Here is a 16,222-nt window from a genome sequence, read left to right on the forward strand (position 1 = left end):
GACCATGAGCGATCAAACCATCGATACGGCCGAAAAGCCTGAATTCTACCTGACGGAAGACCATCATCCGGAGGGGAGCACCAATCTCGGCTTCTGGCTCTACCTGATGAGCGACTGCCTGATCTTTGCGGTGCTGTTTGCGACGCACGGCGTGCTCGGCCGCAACTATGCCGCCGGCCCGTCGCCGGCCGATCTCTTCGATCTGCCGATCGTCGCCCTCAACACCTCGATGCTGCTCTTCTCCTCGATTACCTACGGCTTCGCCATGCTGCAGATGGAGCGGAACGCCAAGGCGGAAACACTGTTCTGGCTCGCCGTGACCGGCCTGTTCGGCGCGACCTTTATCGGGTTGGAACTTTACGAGTTCATCCACCTGATCCACGAGGGAGCCGGGCCGACCCGCAGCGCCTTCCTCTCCTCCTTCTTCACGCTCGTCGGCACCCACGGGCTGCACGTCACCTTCGGCATCATCTGGCTGATCACGCTGATGGTCCAGGTGTCGATGCATGGGTTGATCGAGGCCAACCGCCGCCGCCTGATGTGCCTTTCGATGTTCTGGCACTTCCTCGACGTCGTCTGGATCGGCGTCTTTTCCTTCGTCTATCTGCTCGGAGTTCTCGGATGAGTTCGCAAGCACCCACCCATGAGGATGCCCACGAGGCGCATCACGGCCACAGCCACGGCCACCAGGCGGGCCATGGCACGTTCCGCAGCTATATGGTGGGCTTTGCGCTCTCCGTCGTCCTGACCGCCATCCCCTTCTGGCTTGTTATGGCCGGCGTGTTCGCCAGCCCGGCGCTGACGGCGGTGCTGGTGATGGGTATCGGCGCCATCCAGATCGTCGTCCATATGGTCTTCTTCCTGCACATGAATCCCAGGAGCGAAGGCGGCTGGACGATGATGGCGCTGATCTTTACCCTCATCATCGTCGCCATCGCGCTCTCCGGTTCACTCTGGGTCATGCATCATCTCAACTCCAATATGATGCCGATGAGCCCCGAGATGATGAAGAACATGCCGTAACGGCAAACGAAGGGCGGCGGCAGCGCCGCCCTGAGACCAATGAGCGAAGCCTCCACGCAAAAATCGGAAAGACCGCATTTCCGGGCAAAACGCGCGCTCTTCGCCGTCTGCCTGGCACTGCTCGCCGCCATCCTGTTTGGTCTCGGCGCTTGGCAGGTTCAACGCCTGGGCTGGAAGCGCGACCTCATCGCCCGCGTCGACCAGCGCGTGCACGCAGCCACCGTGCCGGCCCCGGGGCGCGCCGACTGGGACAAGGTCAATGCCGGCAGCGACGAATATCGCCGTGTGACCGTCGAGGGAATGCTGGCAAACGACAAGGAAACGCTGGTCTACGCCTCGACCGTTCTCGGTCCGGGTTATTGGGTGATGACGCCGCTGATGCTCGCCGACGGCACCGCCATCCTCGTCAATCGCGGCTTCGTGCCGACGGAGAGGCGCGACCCCGCCTCGCGCCGCGAGGGTCAGCTGTCTGATGTCATCGAGATCACCGGGCTGCTGCGGATGACCGAGCCGAAGGGATCGCTGCTCCAATCAAACGACGTCGCCGCCGACCGCTGGTATTCGCGCGATGTCGCTGCGATCGCCCAAAAGCGCGGCCTCGGCGCGGTCGCGCCCTATTTCATCGATGCCGACGCCGCTGCCAATCCCGGCGGTCTGCCGGTCGGCGGCCTGACGATCATTCATTTCCCCAACAACCATCTCGTCTATGCGATCACCTGGTACGGGCTGGCGGTGATGGTGCTGGTATTGCTGGTGTTTGTTGTTCGCGGCGAGATCGGAAGAGGCCGCCCGACGTAAGTCGCTGCCGCTTTGCAGCGGTGCAAGCGCTCCGGCAAGCAACAGTTGCACAGCGGTCGTCTCCGCGCTTCGGATTAATCTCTTGTAAAGCGATGTCCGATACTGCTTGCCTGAACAGAACATATAAAGCTGCACATGAGCCGGCCGGATTACATCCCCAGTCTCGATGGTCTGCGCGGTCTCGCCGCGCTTCTGGTCGTGCAAGCGCATATCGGGCTTGTCTTTCCAAACACAGGTTTGCATTTCATCACAATGGGCAGCGAAGCCGTCGGCCTGTTCTTCGCCCTCAGCGGCTTTCTGATGGCCCATCTCTACGGCTCACGACCGGTCACCAAGGAAACAGTCCTGGATTTTCTTGTCAGCCGCTTTGCCCGCATCTATCCGGTCTATCTGGCTGCAGTCCTGCTCGTGGCGGCGCTGTCCGGCATGCAAAGTCTAAACTTCGTTCAGCCGATCATCGGCGGCACGGAGTTTCTCCGCCATGTCTTTCTTATGGGCTCGAGCGGGGTTTTCTGGTCAATTCCACCCGAAATTCAATTCTATCTGTTCTTCCCGATCCTTTGGCTCTGCTTGACCCGCCCGCAGCGCTATAGCGGTGTGATCGCAGGTTTGGCGGTGCTGGTCGTGGTGGATGGCCTGCTCGAGCTGCCGGGACCAGGTATACTGCTTCTTTCCAAGCTCCCCTATTTTCTGTTCGGCGCGCTTGCCGGGGCGATGCATTCCTGCTGGGACAGGTGGAGGCCATCCGCCTCCACCGGCGCTTTCACGCTGTTCCTTCTGGCGGTGTTCTTCACGTACAGGCATGTCTTGCCCGGTTTCTCCCATGAATTCTGGGGGCTTCAAAGTGCGCTCGCGGCAGCCGTCATCGTGGCGCTCGCCGCTCGACAGCCTCCGATCGCAGCCCATGTCCTGGCAGCGGCACCCATGCGGTTCTTCGGCGCGATCAGCTTTTCGCTCTATCTTTTCCACGTCCCCATCACGTTCCTTGTACGCCGGGCTTTCGACGGTCTGATTCCGGAACCGGTACTCGTCCTGGTGGCGCTTGGCGTTGCGGCGGCAGGAGCATGGTTCATTCACGAGACGATAGAAGTCCCGAGCCGACGCCTGCTCGTCGCGTGGTGGCGGCATCATCGGCGGCGCGCAGCCTCGCGCGAAACTCCGGCTGAGACGATCGAACAGGCGATCTTCGACCTGCAAGAGACCGAAAAGCGCTTGCTGGACGGCGCAACTGCGGCCACGACGGGTAAACAGCAAATTCCGACGACCTCAGAACTCGGACCCGGCCGCACTGTCATTCAGGATAATGGCGACGAGAAGCTTCGCGCCTAAGCGCCGGTCAGCTTACGGCTAAACCGCAATCCGGCTGATCGCTTCGGCAAGCTGCGCCTGCGAGAAGGGCTTGCCCAGGCGGGGCAGATTGGCGGCGCCGTCGCCGTCGGGCAGATCGGCGTAACCGGTGGCGAGAATGATCGGCATCTCAGGCCACTCGCTGCGGATCGCCTCGGCGAGCTGCGCCCCCGTCATTCGCGGCATGGCGTGATCGCAGATGACCAAATCGACAGGCTCCTTGCGCAGAATATCGAGCGCCTCCGGACCGGCCATCGCCTCGAAAACGGTGTGTCCGAGATCCTCCAGCATCAGCGTCGTATTCATCAGGACCAGGCCGTCGTCATCCACGGCGACGATGCGCAGCCCCTGCTGCGGGGTATCCGGTTTTTGCGGGATGTCGGCCGGTGCTTCGGCAGTCTGTTCGGCAGTGACGACAGGAAACCATAGCTCGGCCGTCGTGCCTTCGCCCAGCGTGCTCTTCAGGATGAGCCGGCCGCCGGACTGGCTCGCGAGACCCTGCACCATGGAAAGGCCGAGGCCGGTGCCCTTGCCGACACCCTTGGTGGTGAAGAACGGTGTGACCGCCTGCTCCAGCGTCTTCGCATCCATGCCCTCGCCTTCATCGATCACCGCGATTCTTATATAGCGGCCGGCCGGCAGCGGCCCCTTGCCTGCGGCTATCGTTTCCTCGGATGCGCGAAGCATGATGCGGCCGCCGGAAGGCATGGCGTCTCGCGCGTTGACGACAAGATTGAGGATCGCCATCTCCAGCTGGTTGGGGTCGGTGAGGATTGTCGGCAGCCTGACTGGGAAGGAAGTCTCGATCGTGGTGAGGGGGCCGAGCGACCGGCTCAGAATTTCCATCATGCCGCGCACCAGGCCCGAGACGTCGATCGGCTCCATGTGCAGCTCCTGCCGGCGGGAAAAGGCAAGCATGCGCTGCGTCAAGGCAGCACCCCGCTGAGCGCCCTGCATGGCATTGTCGACCAGCGACGTCAGCGAGCGGTCCTGCGGCATGCGCTTCTTCAGGAGTTCGAGACTGCCGAGCACGGCCATCAGCAGATTGTTAAAATCATGGGCGATACCGCCGGTCAATTGGCCGATCGCCTCCATCTTTTGCGATTGGAAAAGCTCTTCGCGCGCCTGCTCCAACGCCCGCTGCGTTTCCATCTTTTCGGTGATGTCGCGGGTAATCTTGGCGAAACCTAGCACTTCACCGTCTTCGTCGCGAATAGCGTCGACGACGACGCTCGCCCAGAAACGGCTGCCATCCTTGCGGACACGCCAGCCCTCCCTTTCGAATCGGCCTTCGGCGCGCGCGACCCGCAGCGCCTTCTCCGGCAGGCCGGCCGCGCGATCCTCGGGCGTATAGAAGGTCGAGAAATGCCGGCCGATGATTTCATCAGGCCGATAGCCCTTGATGCGCTCGGCGCCGAAATTCCAGCTGCTGACATTGCCGTCAGGATCGAGCATGTAGATCGCATAGTCCGAAACACCCTGAACCAGACGGCGAAATTGCTCCTCGCTCTGGCGGATCGCGTGTTCGGCAGCCCTGCGTTCGGTCAGGTCGCGGGTGATCTTGGCAAAGCCGACCAGTTCGCCGGAGGGGTGGCGGATGGGATCGATGACCACGTGCGCCCAGAAGCGGCTGCCGTCCTTGCGCCGGCGCCAGCCCTCCCCCTCGTACCGGCCCTCCTCCACCGCCGTGGTGAGCGCGCGCTCGGGGATGCCCGCGGCTCGATCCTCTTCCACATAGAAACGGGAAAAGTGCTCGCCGAGAATTTCCGAAGGTTTGTAGCCCTTGAACCGTTGAGCGCCGGTATTCCAGCTGGTGACGATGCCTTCCGGGCTCAGCATGTAGATGGCATAGTCGGTGATGGCATCGACTAGAAGGCGAAAGCGTCCCTCTTCATCAAGAGACGTATCATGTCGATCCAGCACTTCCATCTGCCCCTCTCGGTTACCAGCGCTGTTAACGCTACACCCGGCAGAAGGTTCCGAAAATATCACACTTTTCACATGGCCCTGACCTGTGGATGGAACCGCTCACCGATGTGCTCGGCAGCGGCATAGGCCTGCGAGACGATCTCCGGCACGAGATCGATATCGGGAAGACTGCCGAGGCCGAGCGGGCCGACGGCAAAAAGCCCAGCGACCGTCGAACCGTCCGCCAGGAAGGGCTCGCCGCGCGCATTGACCGCCAGCCCGAGAGAAAGTTCGTCCGGCATGGCGAGACCGGCGGAAAACAGGCTCTGCATCAGCGGCGCGGAAAGATCCGGCGCCCGGCAGCGGCAATCGATGATGCGCTCGGCATGGATGACCTCTTCGACAGAGGAGCCGGCCGGCGTGAAGAACAGGCCGCTCAGCCCCCGGCGGCCGGCCCGGCCGCGGCGCAGCACCGTGCGGCCTTCGGCAAGCTCGCGTTTCAGGCGCAGGTGCATGGCCTCCGGGAGGCGATTACGGTGGCTGTCGTAGATCGCCCGCAAATGACGGTTGAACTGATGTTTGTCGCGGGCCGGCAGCGATCTCCACAGAGAGCGGGCATGTTTCCTCAGACCGTTCATCACCGATTGCCAGCTTCGCCCCTCTTCTTCCGCCTCGCGACAGGCCTGACGGATGAAACGCACAATGTCGGGCAGGCTCTCCGGCAGCGCTTCGGCCGGAAACATTGGATCGGCGGAATTCGGCGTATGGCTCTGGGGCAGGAAGCCGCGCCGGGAAATGATCGTCACCTGGCCGGCATAACCGGAATCGCGCAGCTGCAGCAGCTGATCGACGACGCGAATGCCGCTGCCGAGCAAAACGGTATGCGGCCGCGCGACGAGGCGCTGGGCCCTGACCGGCGACGCGCCCGGCTCCTCAGCATCCGGATCGCCCAGGCCGTAGCCGGTGGCGAGAATCACCGTATCGAACAGCGGATTGGCTGGATTGGCGCTTTCGAGCAGGAAGCGGTTGCCGTGGCTGCGGCGGATCGCCACCACGGGATCGTTGCAGACCTGGACGGTGATGTCCCGGCGCGCGGCGAGCGCTTCCGAAAAGCGCTGGTAGACATAATCGCTGAAGATCTCCTTCGGCACGAAGATCTGCCGGAAACCGGGAATGGCGGCCGGCACGGCGGCGCGGAAAGCGGCGTTGCTACAAAGCCAGTCGTTGAAATCGTCGCTGTCGCCGACCGAAACAGAGAGATCACGCACGCGGGTGTTGAGGATCGTCGAGGCGCGGGCCGAGACCAGCGCCTGGCCGCCGCTGACCGACGAATTCGGATCGAACAGTTGCAGATGGAAGGGTGCGCGCACCGTCTTCATCAGCGCAATGGCCGTCATCATTCCGGAGAAGCCGCGCCCGACGATCGCTATGCGCCGCACGGCCGAGATCTGCGCTGCCGCCTTGGCTCTTCCGGAAAAAAGTCCCTGAACCGTCATCGCAACTCCTTTGCGCTTCATTCGCAGCCTGGGGTCGATCGAGGTTTCAACGCGTAAACAGCGGATCACGCGTTGATGAGGGTCACGCGGCCATTGACGCCGCAGCTCGGGGTCCAACCGGGGAACCCCGCCAAGAAAACGAGGGATCCCCTCGCCGATAGTCTATTAAACTAGTCGTGTATGAAAGCGCTAAACGGCACCCCTGGCAAGGGCTTTATTATTTCTTACCATAAATCACTGATATAATTGCAAGTTTTGTGTGAAGCCCTCAGCCGCCCTCGCCCGGATATTGCTTCGCCTTCAGGAGACCCGCCAGATGCGCCGTGTTGCGCGCCAGCATATCGACGGCTTTCGTCACGACCTTCGGCACCTTGTCGAGATCGACGAAATTGGTGGAGCCCATCGCCTCTCCGACCCAATAGGCGACGGCATTCGCCGGAATGGTGAAGCCGACATCGTTCAGCGCCTGGTAGAGTTCGGCCGACACGTGATGGGCACCGTCCTCGTTGCCTACGACGGCAACGGCCGCGACCCTGCCGTAGGACACCATGCGGCCCTGATCGTCCGTCTCGTCGAGGAAGGCATCCATGCGCTCGAGCACCCGCTTGCAGACGCTGGATGGCTGGCCGAGCCAGATCGGCGTCGCCATTAACAGGATATCCGCGGCGAGGACCTTGGCGCGAATATCGGGCCAGTCGTCATCAGCGCCTTCGTCCGAGGTGACGCCCGGCTTGATGTTGAAATCGGCAAGCCGCAGCACTTCGGTCGTAACGCCGTATTCAGCCATCGCCTTGTCGACGAGAGCGATCATCCGCTCGGTCGACGACGGATCCTTGGCATCGCTGGCCTTCAGCGTCGCGTTGAGAGCAAGGGCTTTCAGCGGCATCGGTCTCTCCTTAAACGGTTGCCTGACAGGGGTTTGCTGCTGCAACCCATCCGAGCGCCGATTGTTCCCGCGGGGACGCGGGGGGAACCTCACGTAAAAATAACCAGTTGGTGAATTCTTTACTTGAACGCCCGGTTGGAATCGGCAAACATGACGGTGCTATCAATCCCTTCATGGATTTGCCGTTTTTTCGGGCCAGCGTCCGAGCACCACATCTATTGGAAAAATACCGTGAGCAGCGATGCGTCAACACGCGCGACGAAGCCTTCGGCTTCGATGGCGCTTGCAACTGCGGCAGGCTGGGGCAGAGGCCTCTATACGCTGGTGCGAATCACCGTGATGGCCTTCCGCCATCCCTGGCAGGCCGGCTTTGCGATCGGCGCCACCCTCATCGCCTCGACCTTCCAGCTGATGATTCCCCGCCTTCTCGGCCAGGCCGTCGACCACACGCAGACGGCGATGGGCGGCGGCGCGGCCGGTCAGGCGGCGCAGGATGCGCTTCTGACCACGTCGCTGCTGCTGCTCGGCGCCAGCGTGCTGCGCGGTCTGTTCACCATGGTGCAGAACTATTTCAGCGAATCCGTCGGCCATCACATGGGCTACGAGCTGCGGCTGGCCTGCTACGAAAAGATCCAGCGCCTCTCCTTCAGCTTCCATGACACGGTCCATTCCGGCGACCTGATCACCGTCGGCCTGCTCGATCTCGAAGGCGTGCGCATGTATTTTTCGACGGCGCTGGTCCGCATGATCCTGCTGTCGATCCTGATCGGCATCGGTGCCTATATGCTGCTGTCGACCGACGTCGTGCTCGGCCTGCTGGCGCTGTCCTTCGTGCCTTTTGTCGGCTGGCGCTCCTCGGTGACGCAGCTCAGGCTGCGCGCCACCTGGCTCGACCTGCAGGAGCGGCTTTCGGTGCTGACCCGGATCATGGAGGAGAATCTCGGCGGCATCCGCGTCGTGCGCGCCTTTGCCGCACAGGAGCACGAATTGTCGAAATTCGAGGCGGCCTCGAAGAACGCGCTGGCGCTCGCCCATCAACGCGTCGGCATCCGTGTCGTCAATACCAGCGCCATGACCTTCTCCTTCTTCGCCGCCATGGGCCTTGTCCTCTGGGTCGGCGGCGGCAAGGTGATGTCGGGCGAGATCACCGTCGGCACGCTCGCCTCGTTTCTGACCTTCATGACCATCCTGCAGATGCCGGTGCGCCAGCTCGGCCTGATGGTCAACGCCTTTGCCCGCGCCTCCACCTGCGGGTCGCGCCTCTTCAACCTTCTCGACCTTGACATCGCGATCAAGGACGCGCCGGATGCCAGAGAATTGGCGGTGACGGATGGCGTGCTGCGCTTCGAAAATGTCAGCTTCGCCTATCCCGGCGCGGAAAAGCGCACCGTGCTTCACGATGTCTCCTTTGACGCCAGGCGCGGCCAGACCATCGGCATCGTCGGCCCTCCCGGCAGCGGCAAGTCGACCATCGCCCATCTTATTCCGCGCTTCTACGATGCCAGCCGCGGCAGGATCACCATCGACGGCCAGGACATCCGCAAGGCGACGCTGCAGTCGCTGCGCCGTTCCGTTGCGGTCGTCCAGCAGGATTCCTTCCTGTTCACGACGACGATCGAGAACAACATCGCCTATGGCGATCCCTGGGCGAAGGAAAGCCGCATCGAACGCGCCAGCGAAAGCGCTCAGCTGCACAATTACGTGCTCGGCTTGCCGACAGGCTACAGCACCGTCGTCGGCGAGCGCGGCGTGTCGCTGTCCGGCGGTCAGCGGCAGCGGCTGTCGATCGCCCGCGCGCTGATGCTGAAGCCGGCTGTCATGGTGTTCGACGATTCGACGGCGGCGATCGATGCGGCCACCGAGCAGCGCATCCGCAGCGCCATGCGTCGCTATGCCGCCGACCGCGTGACGATCATCGTCGCTCATCGCCTGAGCTCGCTGATGCATGCCGACCTGATCCTGTTCGTCGAAGACGGAAGGATCGTCGAGCGCGGCACTCATCAGACACTGCTTTTGTTCGGCGGCCGCTACAAGGCGCTTTACGATCTGCAGGTGCGGCCGGGCGATGAAGCGATGAGCGCATAAATCCCTTATTCTCTCCACCGGCAAGGATCGCCGAGCAAAGCGAGGAAATGAGGGAGGAGCAACAGCGACGAGTGCCTGAGCGGAAGCGAAGGGCAAATAGGGTGTGCCGTGCGGCCCCCTCATCCGCCCTTCGGGCACCTTCTCCCCGCTGGTGAGAAGGGAACACGCAGTGAATGTGCAGGCCACCTGATCGGGTGGCCGCGGGAGGAATGGCATGGCCGAGGAACTGGAAACTGAGCGTCCTGACGTTCGCGAGGATGGACGCCGCCCGCCGCGGGCGGTTGTCGGATCGCATCGTGTCGAGGAGGAAATGTTCGGCAAGGCCTTCGACGGCAATATCATCAAGCGGATCTGGGCTTTCGTTCGCCCTTACCGTACCCAGGTCCTCTGGGCTGTTGTCGCGGTGTTGACTTTCACGACGATGCAATTGCTGATTCCGCTGATCATCCGCTACGCCATCGACCACGGCATGTCGCCGGGCGGCAATCATGCGGCGCTGATCTGGGCGATCGCCGCCTTTGCCATCGCCATCCTGATCAACTATGCGGCAAGCTACGCCCAGGAGACGCTGGTCGGCAATGTCGCGGAAGAGGTGCTCTTCGACATCCGCAAGGCGATGTTTTCGCATCTCCAGCGCGTCTCGCTCTCCTTCATGGACAAGACCGAGGTAGGTCGGCTGATGTCGCGCCTGCAGGGCGACGTCAACTCGATGCAGGAATTCCTCGAAACCTCGGTGCTGTCAGTCGGCGACATCGTGCTGCTCTTCGGCATCATCTTCGTGATGCTCTATCTCGATTTCAAGCTGGGGCTGCTGACCCTCTCCGTGCTGCCGGTGCTGTTCATCGTCCGGCTATTCTGGCTGCCGCTCGCCCGCAAGTCCTTCATGGCCGCGCATGAGACCAATTCGGTTGCGAATGGCGCGCTCGCCGAAGCCATCCACGGCGTGCGCGCCGTCCAGAGCATGGACCGGCAGGGCGTCAACTTCATGCTCTACGACGACAAGGCGCATGCCAATCTCAAGACGCATCTGACCGCGGCGCGTTATGCCCAGGTCATGGTGCCGATCGTCGACAGCCTGACCGGCGTGGCGATGGCACTCGTCATCGTCGTCGGCGGCGCCCGCGTTCTCAACCAAGCGCTCGATGTCGGCGTGCTCGTCGCCTTTCTGTTTTATATCCAGCGCTTCTTCGACCCCATCCGTTCGCTGACGTTGCAATATTCGGTGATGCAGCGCGCCATGGCCTCGGGCCAGCGCCTGACCGAAGTGCTCGACGTGCCTGTTGACATCAAGGACGCACCCGACGCCAAGGCATTGTCGCGCGACATGGACGGTTCGGTGGAATTCAAGGATGTCGTCTTCGGCTACAATCCGAAGCATCCGGTGCTGAAACATGTGAGCTTCAAGGTCAATCCCGGCGAGACGGTGGCGCTTGTGGGTCCGACGGGATCGGGCAAATCGAGCTGCATGTCGCTGATCCATCGCTTCTACGACGTGCAGCAGGGCCAGGTGCTGGTCGGCGGCCACGATGTGCGTGACCTGACGCAGGATTCGCTCGGGGCACAGATCGCCATGGTGCTGCAGGAGCCCTTCCTCTTTACCGGCACCGTCTTTGAAAACATCCGCTATCACAAGGTAGATGCGACCCACGAGCAGGTGATCGAGGCTGCCAGGGCTGTCGGCGCGCATGATTTCATCATGCGTCTGGCCGATGGCTACAACAGCGTTCTCGGCGAGCGCGGTGGCAATCTCTCCCTCGGCCAGCGCCAGCTTTTGAGCTTTGCCCGCGCCCTTGTGGCGGATGCGAAGATCCTGGTGCTCGACGAGGCGACGGCCAATATCGACAGCTATACCGAGATGCTGATCCAGAAGGCGCTGGTGAAGCTGCTCGAAAACCGCACCGGGCTCGTCATCGCCCACCGCCTGGCGACGATCCGCGAAGCCGACCGCATCATTGTGTTGCAGAACGGCGAAATCATCGAAAGCGGCGACCACCGCCAGCTGATGAAGAACGGCAAGCTCTATTCCAGGCTCTATAACCTTAACTACGCCTCGTTCGACGATATTCCCGAGGACGTGCTGGAAGAGACGACGGCTCAAGGATCGGCGACCTGACGGGGGATGACTTGCATTAACGCGTGTCGTAAAGATTGAACGAACAAACGCGTTCCTGCCGCATTTCCCTCTTATCCGGGGCAAGTGCCACTGAGGAGAATGTCATGAAGAGAATTATTAGCAGCTTGTTGATCGCGACGGCCCTTGTTGGATCGGCTATTCAGCCTGCTGCCGCACGCGATCACCATCACCATCACGATAACACCGGCCGCATCATCGCCGGCGGCGTCGCAGCAGGTGTCGTCGGAGGCCTGATCGGCGGCGCACTCGCCAATGGCAGCCCGCGCTACGTCGATGAGGGCCCGCGTTATGTCGAGAGCCCCCGCTATGTCGAACCGAGATGCTGGTATGAGGACCGCGATGTGCGCAACCGCTATGACGGCTATTACCACACCGAGACCGTGCGGGTCTGCGAGTAGTCCCCAATTGTTGCGACGGTGCCGGTTAGCGCCGCCGGTTTGCTTTCAGCCGAGGTTGCGTCCCGCAGCCTCGGTATTTTTTTGCTCAACATCGGCCACATCCGGGCAGGGAATCAGCCCGGTCTTCCGGCTGCCGCTCACCCTTCCCCAACCGCCCGCTTTAGCCAGCATCAACAGAGCCTCAAGCCTTAGCTTTTCGCAGGCGCCGTCCTGTGGCAAGAAGGATTTGGCAATCGAGGTGTTTCGTTCTTTGCGCGTTTCGATCGCGCGGCGTTGTCAGGGAGGAAGATCGCTGCAGATGAAAGGAATTCGCCAGCTCGCCGAGCATCTCGACATTTCGATCGGGACGGTGTCCCGGGCGCTGAACGGCAAGCCGGACGTTAATGAAGACACGCGCCGGCGCGTGCTCGCCGCCGCCGAAGAGCTCGGTTATGTCGCCAACCAGTCGGGCCGCAGCCTGCGCCAGGGCATGACCAATGTCATCGGGCTGATGCTCGAGGTGAGTCGCGAGACGGTCGAAAACAGCGACGACTTCTTCCTCGGCGTTACCGATGGGCTGCAGAGCGTCTTTTCCCGCCACAAGCTCGATCTGGTCATGCTGCCCTGTCCCGACGACGAGGATCCGCATGAATATCTGAAACGCATGGTGGCCCGCCGGCTGGTCGACGCGCTGATCATTTCGGCGACGCGGCGCACCGACCGGCGCATCGAGCTTCTGGAAAAAGCCCGCATCCCCTTCGTGGCGCTCGGCCGCAGCGCGTCGGGCGGCAGTTATACCTGGATGGATCTGGATTTCGAGGGCGTAGCGGCACGCGGCGTCGACCGGCTCGTTGCGAAGGGCCACCGGCGGATTGCCGTGGCTGCCCCCTCCTCCGACATCAATCTCGGCTATATCTTTATCGACAGTTACCGTCAGGCGTTGAAACGCCACGGCATTCCCTTCGACCCCGCCCTCATCATCCGTGTAAAGTCGAGCGAGCAAGGCGGCTACCAGGCCGGCCACGAACTGCTGATGCTGGAAGAGCGGCCGACCGCGATCATCCTGATCCACGAACTGATGGCGATCGGGCTGTACCGGCGGCTGGCCGAGGCCGGCATCGTGCCGGGTCGCGACCTCGCTGTCGTCGGCTTCCGCGAAGAGCCGCGCACCCATTTCCTGCAGCCGACGCTGACCTCCTTCCGCATGTCGCTGCGTGATCTCGGCGCCCAACTCGGCGAAACCCTGCTCGCCACCATGCCGGCCTATGCCGAGCATTATCCCCAGGGAGCCCGCAACAGGATCTGGCCGATGGAGCTTGTTCCAGGCGAAAGCGACGCTTTCACGCTGGCGGGCTGAGACCAAGGCCGATTTCAGGCCCGGCTCGGCACCGACTGTTCCCGGTTCGCCAGCTGATGTGCGACGACGAAGACCATCAGGGCGCCGACAGCAAGGCAGCCGGCCAGGAAGAACATTGGCGCGATCGTGCTGCCGCTCTCGTCCTTGATCCAGGGCACGACGTTCTGGGCGACAAAGCCGCCGAGGTTTCCGACCGAGTTAATGGCGGCAAGGCCGGCCGCCGCACCCGCCCCTTTCAGGAAACGCGAGGGCAGGCTCCAGAACACCGGCTGGGGCGCGAAAATCCCGGCGGCGGCGACGCAGAGGAAGGCGAACTGCACCGTATGGTTCGGGATCAGCGCCGACAGCAGCAGGCAGGCAGCGCCGATGAAGGCCGGGATGACGATATAGGGCGTTTTCGATTGCGCCTTGTCGGCCATGGCGGGAATGGCATAGAGCGAGACGGCGACCAGCAGCCAGGGGATGATGTTGAGGAAGCCGTTGACCGTGTTGCTGACGCCGAAAACGTGGACGATGGTCGGCAGCCAATAGCTGAGGCCATAGGCCGACAGCGGAAAGGCGATATAGCAGAGCGCCATCAGCAGGACGCGCGGATCGACGAGCGCCTTGAAACCGTTTCCGGCATTTTCGCCCATGCCGGCATTTTCCGCAGTGAGCCGGCGTTGCAGCCACTCCTTCTCCTCACGGCTGAGAAACCCTGCGCTCTCCGGCCGGCCGGGAAGATAGAAGAAGGTGACGACGCCGGCAATGACGGCCGGCACGCCAGTTGCCAGGAAGACCCATTTCCAGCCCGCAAAGCCATAAAGGCCATCGAGATCAAGCAGCACGCCGCCGAGCGGTGCGCCGACGGCATTGGCGATGGCGCTGAAGATCATGAACAGCCCGACCATCCGCCCGCGATAGGCCGAAGGGAACCAGAGCGTCAGGAGGTAGAGGACGCCAGGGAAGAAACCGGCTTCGCAGACACCGAGCAGGAACCGCAGGATATAAAACATCGTCGCGTTCTGCGTGAAGGCGAGCGCCACGGTGACAAGCCCCCAGGAGACCAGGATGCGCGCGAACCAGACCCGCGCGCCGAGCCTGTCGAGGAAGAGATTGCTCGGGACCTCGAAGAGAAAATAGCCGATGAAGAAGAGCGAAGCGCCAAGGCCATAGGCATATTCGCTCAGCCCGAGCGCATCGACCATCTGCAACTTGGCGAAGCTGACGTTCTGCCGGTCGATATAGGCGATCAGATAGAGGATGCCGAGAAACGGCATCAGCTTCCAGGTGATTTTCGAAATCAGCCGCTTCTCGTCGACCATCCTCATCCTCCGGTATCACAAATGCATCGTCAGGCGTAGATAGCGCAGATCGCCGATAATCAACCGCTCGTTGTACTTTCCCGGAAGATGGGGGGGCCGCACCCGCTGCCGGGTGCGGGCCATTTTCCGGCTATTCGGCCGCGGCGACGGCGGCGCGGCGGCCGATCGTCGCCTGCGTCAGCACGAAGGCCGCGAAGGCGCAAAGCGCGATGCCGCCAGCCATCGGAACGGCGGTGCCGTCGAAGAACAGGCTCGAAATAACCATGGCGACGGCGGCGATGACGAAATGCAGCGTGCCCATCAGCGACGAGGCAGTGCCGGCGATCGCGCCGTGATCCTCCAGCGCAAGCACCGCACTCGTCGGAATGACGAGGCCAAGGAAGCCGTAGCCGATGAACAGGAAGGTCGCCATAACAGGCAGCTGGTTGAAGCCTGCAGCCATCACCACAGCCATGACGATCATGGCCAGCGCAAAGGCGCTGACGGCAATCCGCATGACGCGCACCAGGCCGAAACGCTCCCCGAGCCAGCCCGTCGCCTGCGATACCGCGAAGAAGGACACGGCATTGATCGAGAAGGCGAAGCTGTACTCGGTCGGCGTCAGCCCGTAATGCTGGATCAGCACGAAGGGCGAGTTGGCGAGATAAACGAGGAAGCTCGAAATGCCGAGGCCGCCGATGAAGGTCAGCGTCAGGAAATTGCGATCGGCGAGCAGCAGGCGATAGGCCTTCATGGCGCTGCCGAGGCCGCTGCCGTTTCGCTCCTCGCCCGGGCGTGTTTCCTCAAGCTGGGTGGAAAGCAGGAGGAGGCCGATCACCGCCGCACCCGTCACGGCCCAGAATACGCCGCGCCAGCCGGAGAGCTCGATGACGGCGCTACCGGTCAGCGGCGCCAGGATCGGCGAGATCGAGAAGACCAGCATCAGCAGCGACATCAGCCGCGCGGCCTGGACGCCGGTGTGCATGTCGCGGACGATGGCGCGCGGAATGACCATGCCGGCGGCACCGCCGATGCCCTGGACGAAACGGAAGGCGATCAGCGTTTCGATATCGGTCGCAAATGCGCAGCCGATCGACGCGACGGCGAAGAGACCGATACCGAGATAGAGCGGCAGCTTGCGGCCCCACATGTCCGACAGCGGCCCGTAGACGAGCTGGGCAAGCGCAAAGGAGATGAAGAAAGCGAGCAGGGTCAGCTGGGTGACGCTGTTATCGGCATGCAGGTCCTGGCCGATGGAGGGCAGCGCAGGCAGATACATGTCGATGGCAAAGGGACCGATGGCCGACAACAGGCCGAGAATGAGGGCAATGCGAAAGAAGGAAGCCGTCATAATGGTGATCTTTCGTAAAAGCACAGCGGAGGCGCCGGTTCGTCGCTCCGCACTCTTTGGAATCGACGCATCCTGCTCTCCGAAAATCAGTGCGATTTTCGCGCTGATGCGATGTGGTCAATGAGATCGTTCGCGCGAAGATGAAGTTGGGAGATCTCCAGCAGCGGACTCAAGAGT

At 62.3% G+C, this 16,222-nt stretch carries 13 protein-coding genes; 8 read left to right on the forward strand and 5 right to left on the reverse strand.

Translation table 11 applies throughout. From position 1 onward, the window contains the following. Nucleotides 1-4: 4 nt before the first annotated feature. The 4 genes from cyoC (at nt 5) to PH551_RS22245 (ending at nt 3,150) form a co-directional block, all read left to right on the forward strand. Nucleotides 5-625, forward strand: coding sequence for a cytochrome o ubiquinol oxidase subunit III (gene cyoC, locus PH551_RS22230; protein WP_285195013.1), 621 nt, complete (start codon nt 5-7; stop codon nt 623-625). Beyond that, nucleotides 622-1,023 carry a cytochrome o ubiquinol oxidase subunit IV gene (gene cyoD / locus PH551_RS22235; protein ID WP_085780640.1) on the forward strand — a complete coding sequence of 134 codons (402 nt, stop codon included), beginning with the start codon at nt 622-624 and terminating at the stop codon, nt 1,021-1,023. The genes cyoC and cyoD overlap by 4 nt, the downstream gene beginning before the upstream one ends. Before the next feature lie 39 nt (nt 1,024-1,062). Continuing rightward, nucleotides 1,063-1,821 carry an SURF1 family protein gene (locus PH551_RS22240; protein ID WP_285195014.1) on the forward strand — a complete coding sequence of 253 codons (759 nt, stop codon included), beginning with the start codon at nt 1,063-1,065 and terminating at the stop codon, nt 1,819-1,821. Nucleotides 1,822-1,956: 135 nt separating this feature from the next. Beyond that, nucleotides 1,957-3,150 (forward strand): acyltransferase family protein, encoded by a 1,194-nt coding sequence (locus PH551_RS22245; RefSeq protein WP_285195015.1) that lies wholly within the window; start codon nt 1,957-1,959, stop codon nt 3,148-3,150. Nucleotides 3,151-3,168: 18 nt separating this feature from the next. On the opposite strand, the gene PH551_RS22250 is transcribed toward PH551_RS22245, so the two are convergent. The 3 genes from PH551_RS22250 to PH551_RS22260 form a co-directional block, all read right to left on the reverse strand. Continuing rightward, entirely contained in the window at nt 3,169-5,097 is a 1,929-nt protein-coding gene (locus tag PH551_RS22250; protein ID WP_285195016.1) for a hybrid sensor histidine kinase/response regulator, read from the reverse strand. Nucleotides 5,098-5,165: 68 nt separating this feature from the next. Continuing rightward, nucleotides 5,166-6,572 carry an FAD/NAD(P)-binding protein gene (locus PH551_RS22255; RefSeq protein WP_285195018.1) on the reverse strand — a complete coding sequence of 469 codons (1,407 nt, stop codon included), beginning with the start codon at nt 6,570-6,572 and terminating at the stop codon, nt 5,166-5,168. 268 nt (nt 6,573-6,840) lie between these two features. Then, nucleotides 6,841-7,458, reverse strand: a complete 618-nt coding sequence (locus PH551_RS22260; protein ID WP_285195019.1) for a flavodoxin family protein — start codon at nt 7,456-7,458, stop codon at nt 6,841-6,843. A gap of 276 nt (nt 7,459-7,734) precedes the next feature. Here PH551_RS22260 and PH551_RS22265 point away from each other — a divergent pair, with 276 nt between their 5' ends. From PH551_RS22265 to PH551_RS22280, 4 genes are all read left to right on the forward strand, one after another. Then, entirely contained in the window at nt 7,735-9,543 is a 1,809-nt protein-coding gene (locus PH551_RS22265; protein ID WP_285195160.1) for an ABC transporter ATP-binding protein, read from the forward strand. A 214-nt stretch (nt 9,544-9,757) separates the two neighbouring features. After that, entirely contained in the window at nt 9,758-11,656 is a 1,899-nt protein-coding gene (locus PH551_RS22270) for an ABC transporter ATP-binding protein (protein ID WP_285195020.1), read from the forward strand. Nucleotides 11,657-11,760: 104 nt separating this feature from the next. Further along, nucleotides 11,761-12,075, forward strand: coding sequence for a hypothetical protein (locus tag PH551_RS22275; RefSeq protein ID WP_285195021.1), 315 nt, complete (start codon nt 11,761-11,763; stop codon nt 12,073-12,075). A gap of 298 nt (nt 12,076-12,373) precedes the next feature. Continuing rightward, the gene (locus tag PH551_RS22280; protein ID WP_097598791.1) at nt 12,374-13,411 is read left to right on the forward strand and encodes a LacI family DNA-binding transcriptional regulator; all 1,038 of its coding nucleotides are present in this window, start codon (nt 12,374-12,376) and stop codon (nt 13,409-13,411) included. Nucleotides 13,412-13,425: 14 nt separating this feature from the next. Here PH551_RS22280 and PH551_RS22285 read toward each other — a convergent pair whose 3' ends face one another. After that, nucleotides 13,426-14,715: an MFS transporter gene (locus PH551_RS22285; protein ID WP_285195023.1), complete on the reverse strand. Its 1,290-nt coding sequence runs from the start codon at nt 14,713-14,715 to the stop codon at nt 13,426-13,428. A 130-nt stretch (nt 14,716-14,845) separates the two neighbouring features. Next, entirely contained in the window at nt 14,846-16,045 is a 1,200-nt protein-coding gene (locus PH551_RS22290; protein WP_285195024.1) for a multidrug effflux MFS transporter, read from the reverse strand. Between the last annotated feature and the right edge of the window lie 177 nt (nt 16,046-16,222).

It is taken from the genome of Rhizobium atlanticum, assembly GCF_030182485.1.
In the GTDB taxonomy this organism is placed as follows: Bacteria; Pseudomonadota; Alphaproteobacteria; order Rhizobiales; family Rhizobiaceae; genus Rhizobium.

What these genes read in the sequence shown, in the direction of transcription:
- cyoC (WP_285195013.1), top strand. Translation starts at nt 5, where the DNA reads ATGAGCGATCAAACCATCGATACGGCCGAAAAGCCTGAATTCTACCTG.
- cyoD (WP_085780640.1), top strand. Translation starts at nt 622, where the DNA reads ATGAGTTCGCAAGCACCCACCCATGAGGATGCCCACGAGGCGCATCAC.
- PH551_RS22240 (WP_285195014.1), top strand. Translation starts at nt 1,063, where the DNA reads ATGAGCGAAGCCTCCACGCAAAAATCGGAAAGACCGCATTTCCGGGCA.
- PH551_RS22245 (WP_285195015.1), top strand. Translation starts at nt 1,957, where the DNA reads ATGAGCCGGCCGGATTACATCCCCAGTCTCGATGGTCTGCGCGGTCTC.
- PH551_RS22250 (WP_285195016.1), bottom strand. Translation starts at nt 5,097, where the DNA reads ATGGAAGTGCTGGATCGACATGATACGTCTCTTGATGAAGAGGGACGC.
- PH551_RS22255 (WP_285195018.1), bottom strand. Translation starts at nt 6,572, where the DNA reads ATGACGGTTCAGGGACTTTTTTCCGGAAGAGCCAAGGCGGCAGCGCAG.
- PH551_RS22260 (WP_285195019.1), bottom strand. Translation starts at nt 7,458, where the DNA reads ATGCCGCTGAAAGCCCTTGCTCTCAACGCGACGCTGAAGGCCAGCGAT.
- PH551_RS22265 (WP_285195160.1), top strand. Translation starts at nt 7,735, where the DNA reads ATGGCGCTTGCAACTGCGGCAGGCTGGGGCAGAGGCCTCTATACGCTG.
- PH551_RS22270 (WP_285195020.1), top strand. Translation starts at nt 9,758, where the DNA reads ATGGCCGAGGAACTGGAAACTGAGCGTCCTGACGTTCGCGAGGATGGA.
- PH551_RS22275 (WP_285195021.1), top strand. Translation starts at nt 11,761, where the DNA reads ATGAAGAGAATTATTAGCAGCTTGTTGATCGCGACGGCCCTTGTTGGA.
- PH551_RS22280 (WP_097598791.1), top strand. Translation starts at nt 12,374, where the DNA reads ATGAAAGGAATTCGCCAGCTCGCCGAGCATCTCGACATTTCGATCGGG.
- PH551_RS22285 (WP_285195023.1), bottom strand. Translation starts at nt 14,715, where the DNA reads ATGGTCGACGAGAAGCGGCTGATTTCGAAAATCACCTGGAAGCTGATG.
- PH551_RS22290 (WP_285195024.1), bottom strand. Translation starts at nt 16,045, where the DNA reads ATGACGGCTTCCTTCTTTCGCATTGCCCTCATTCTCGGCCTGTTGTCG.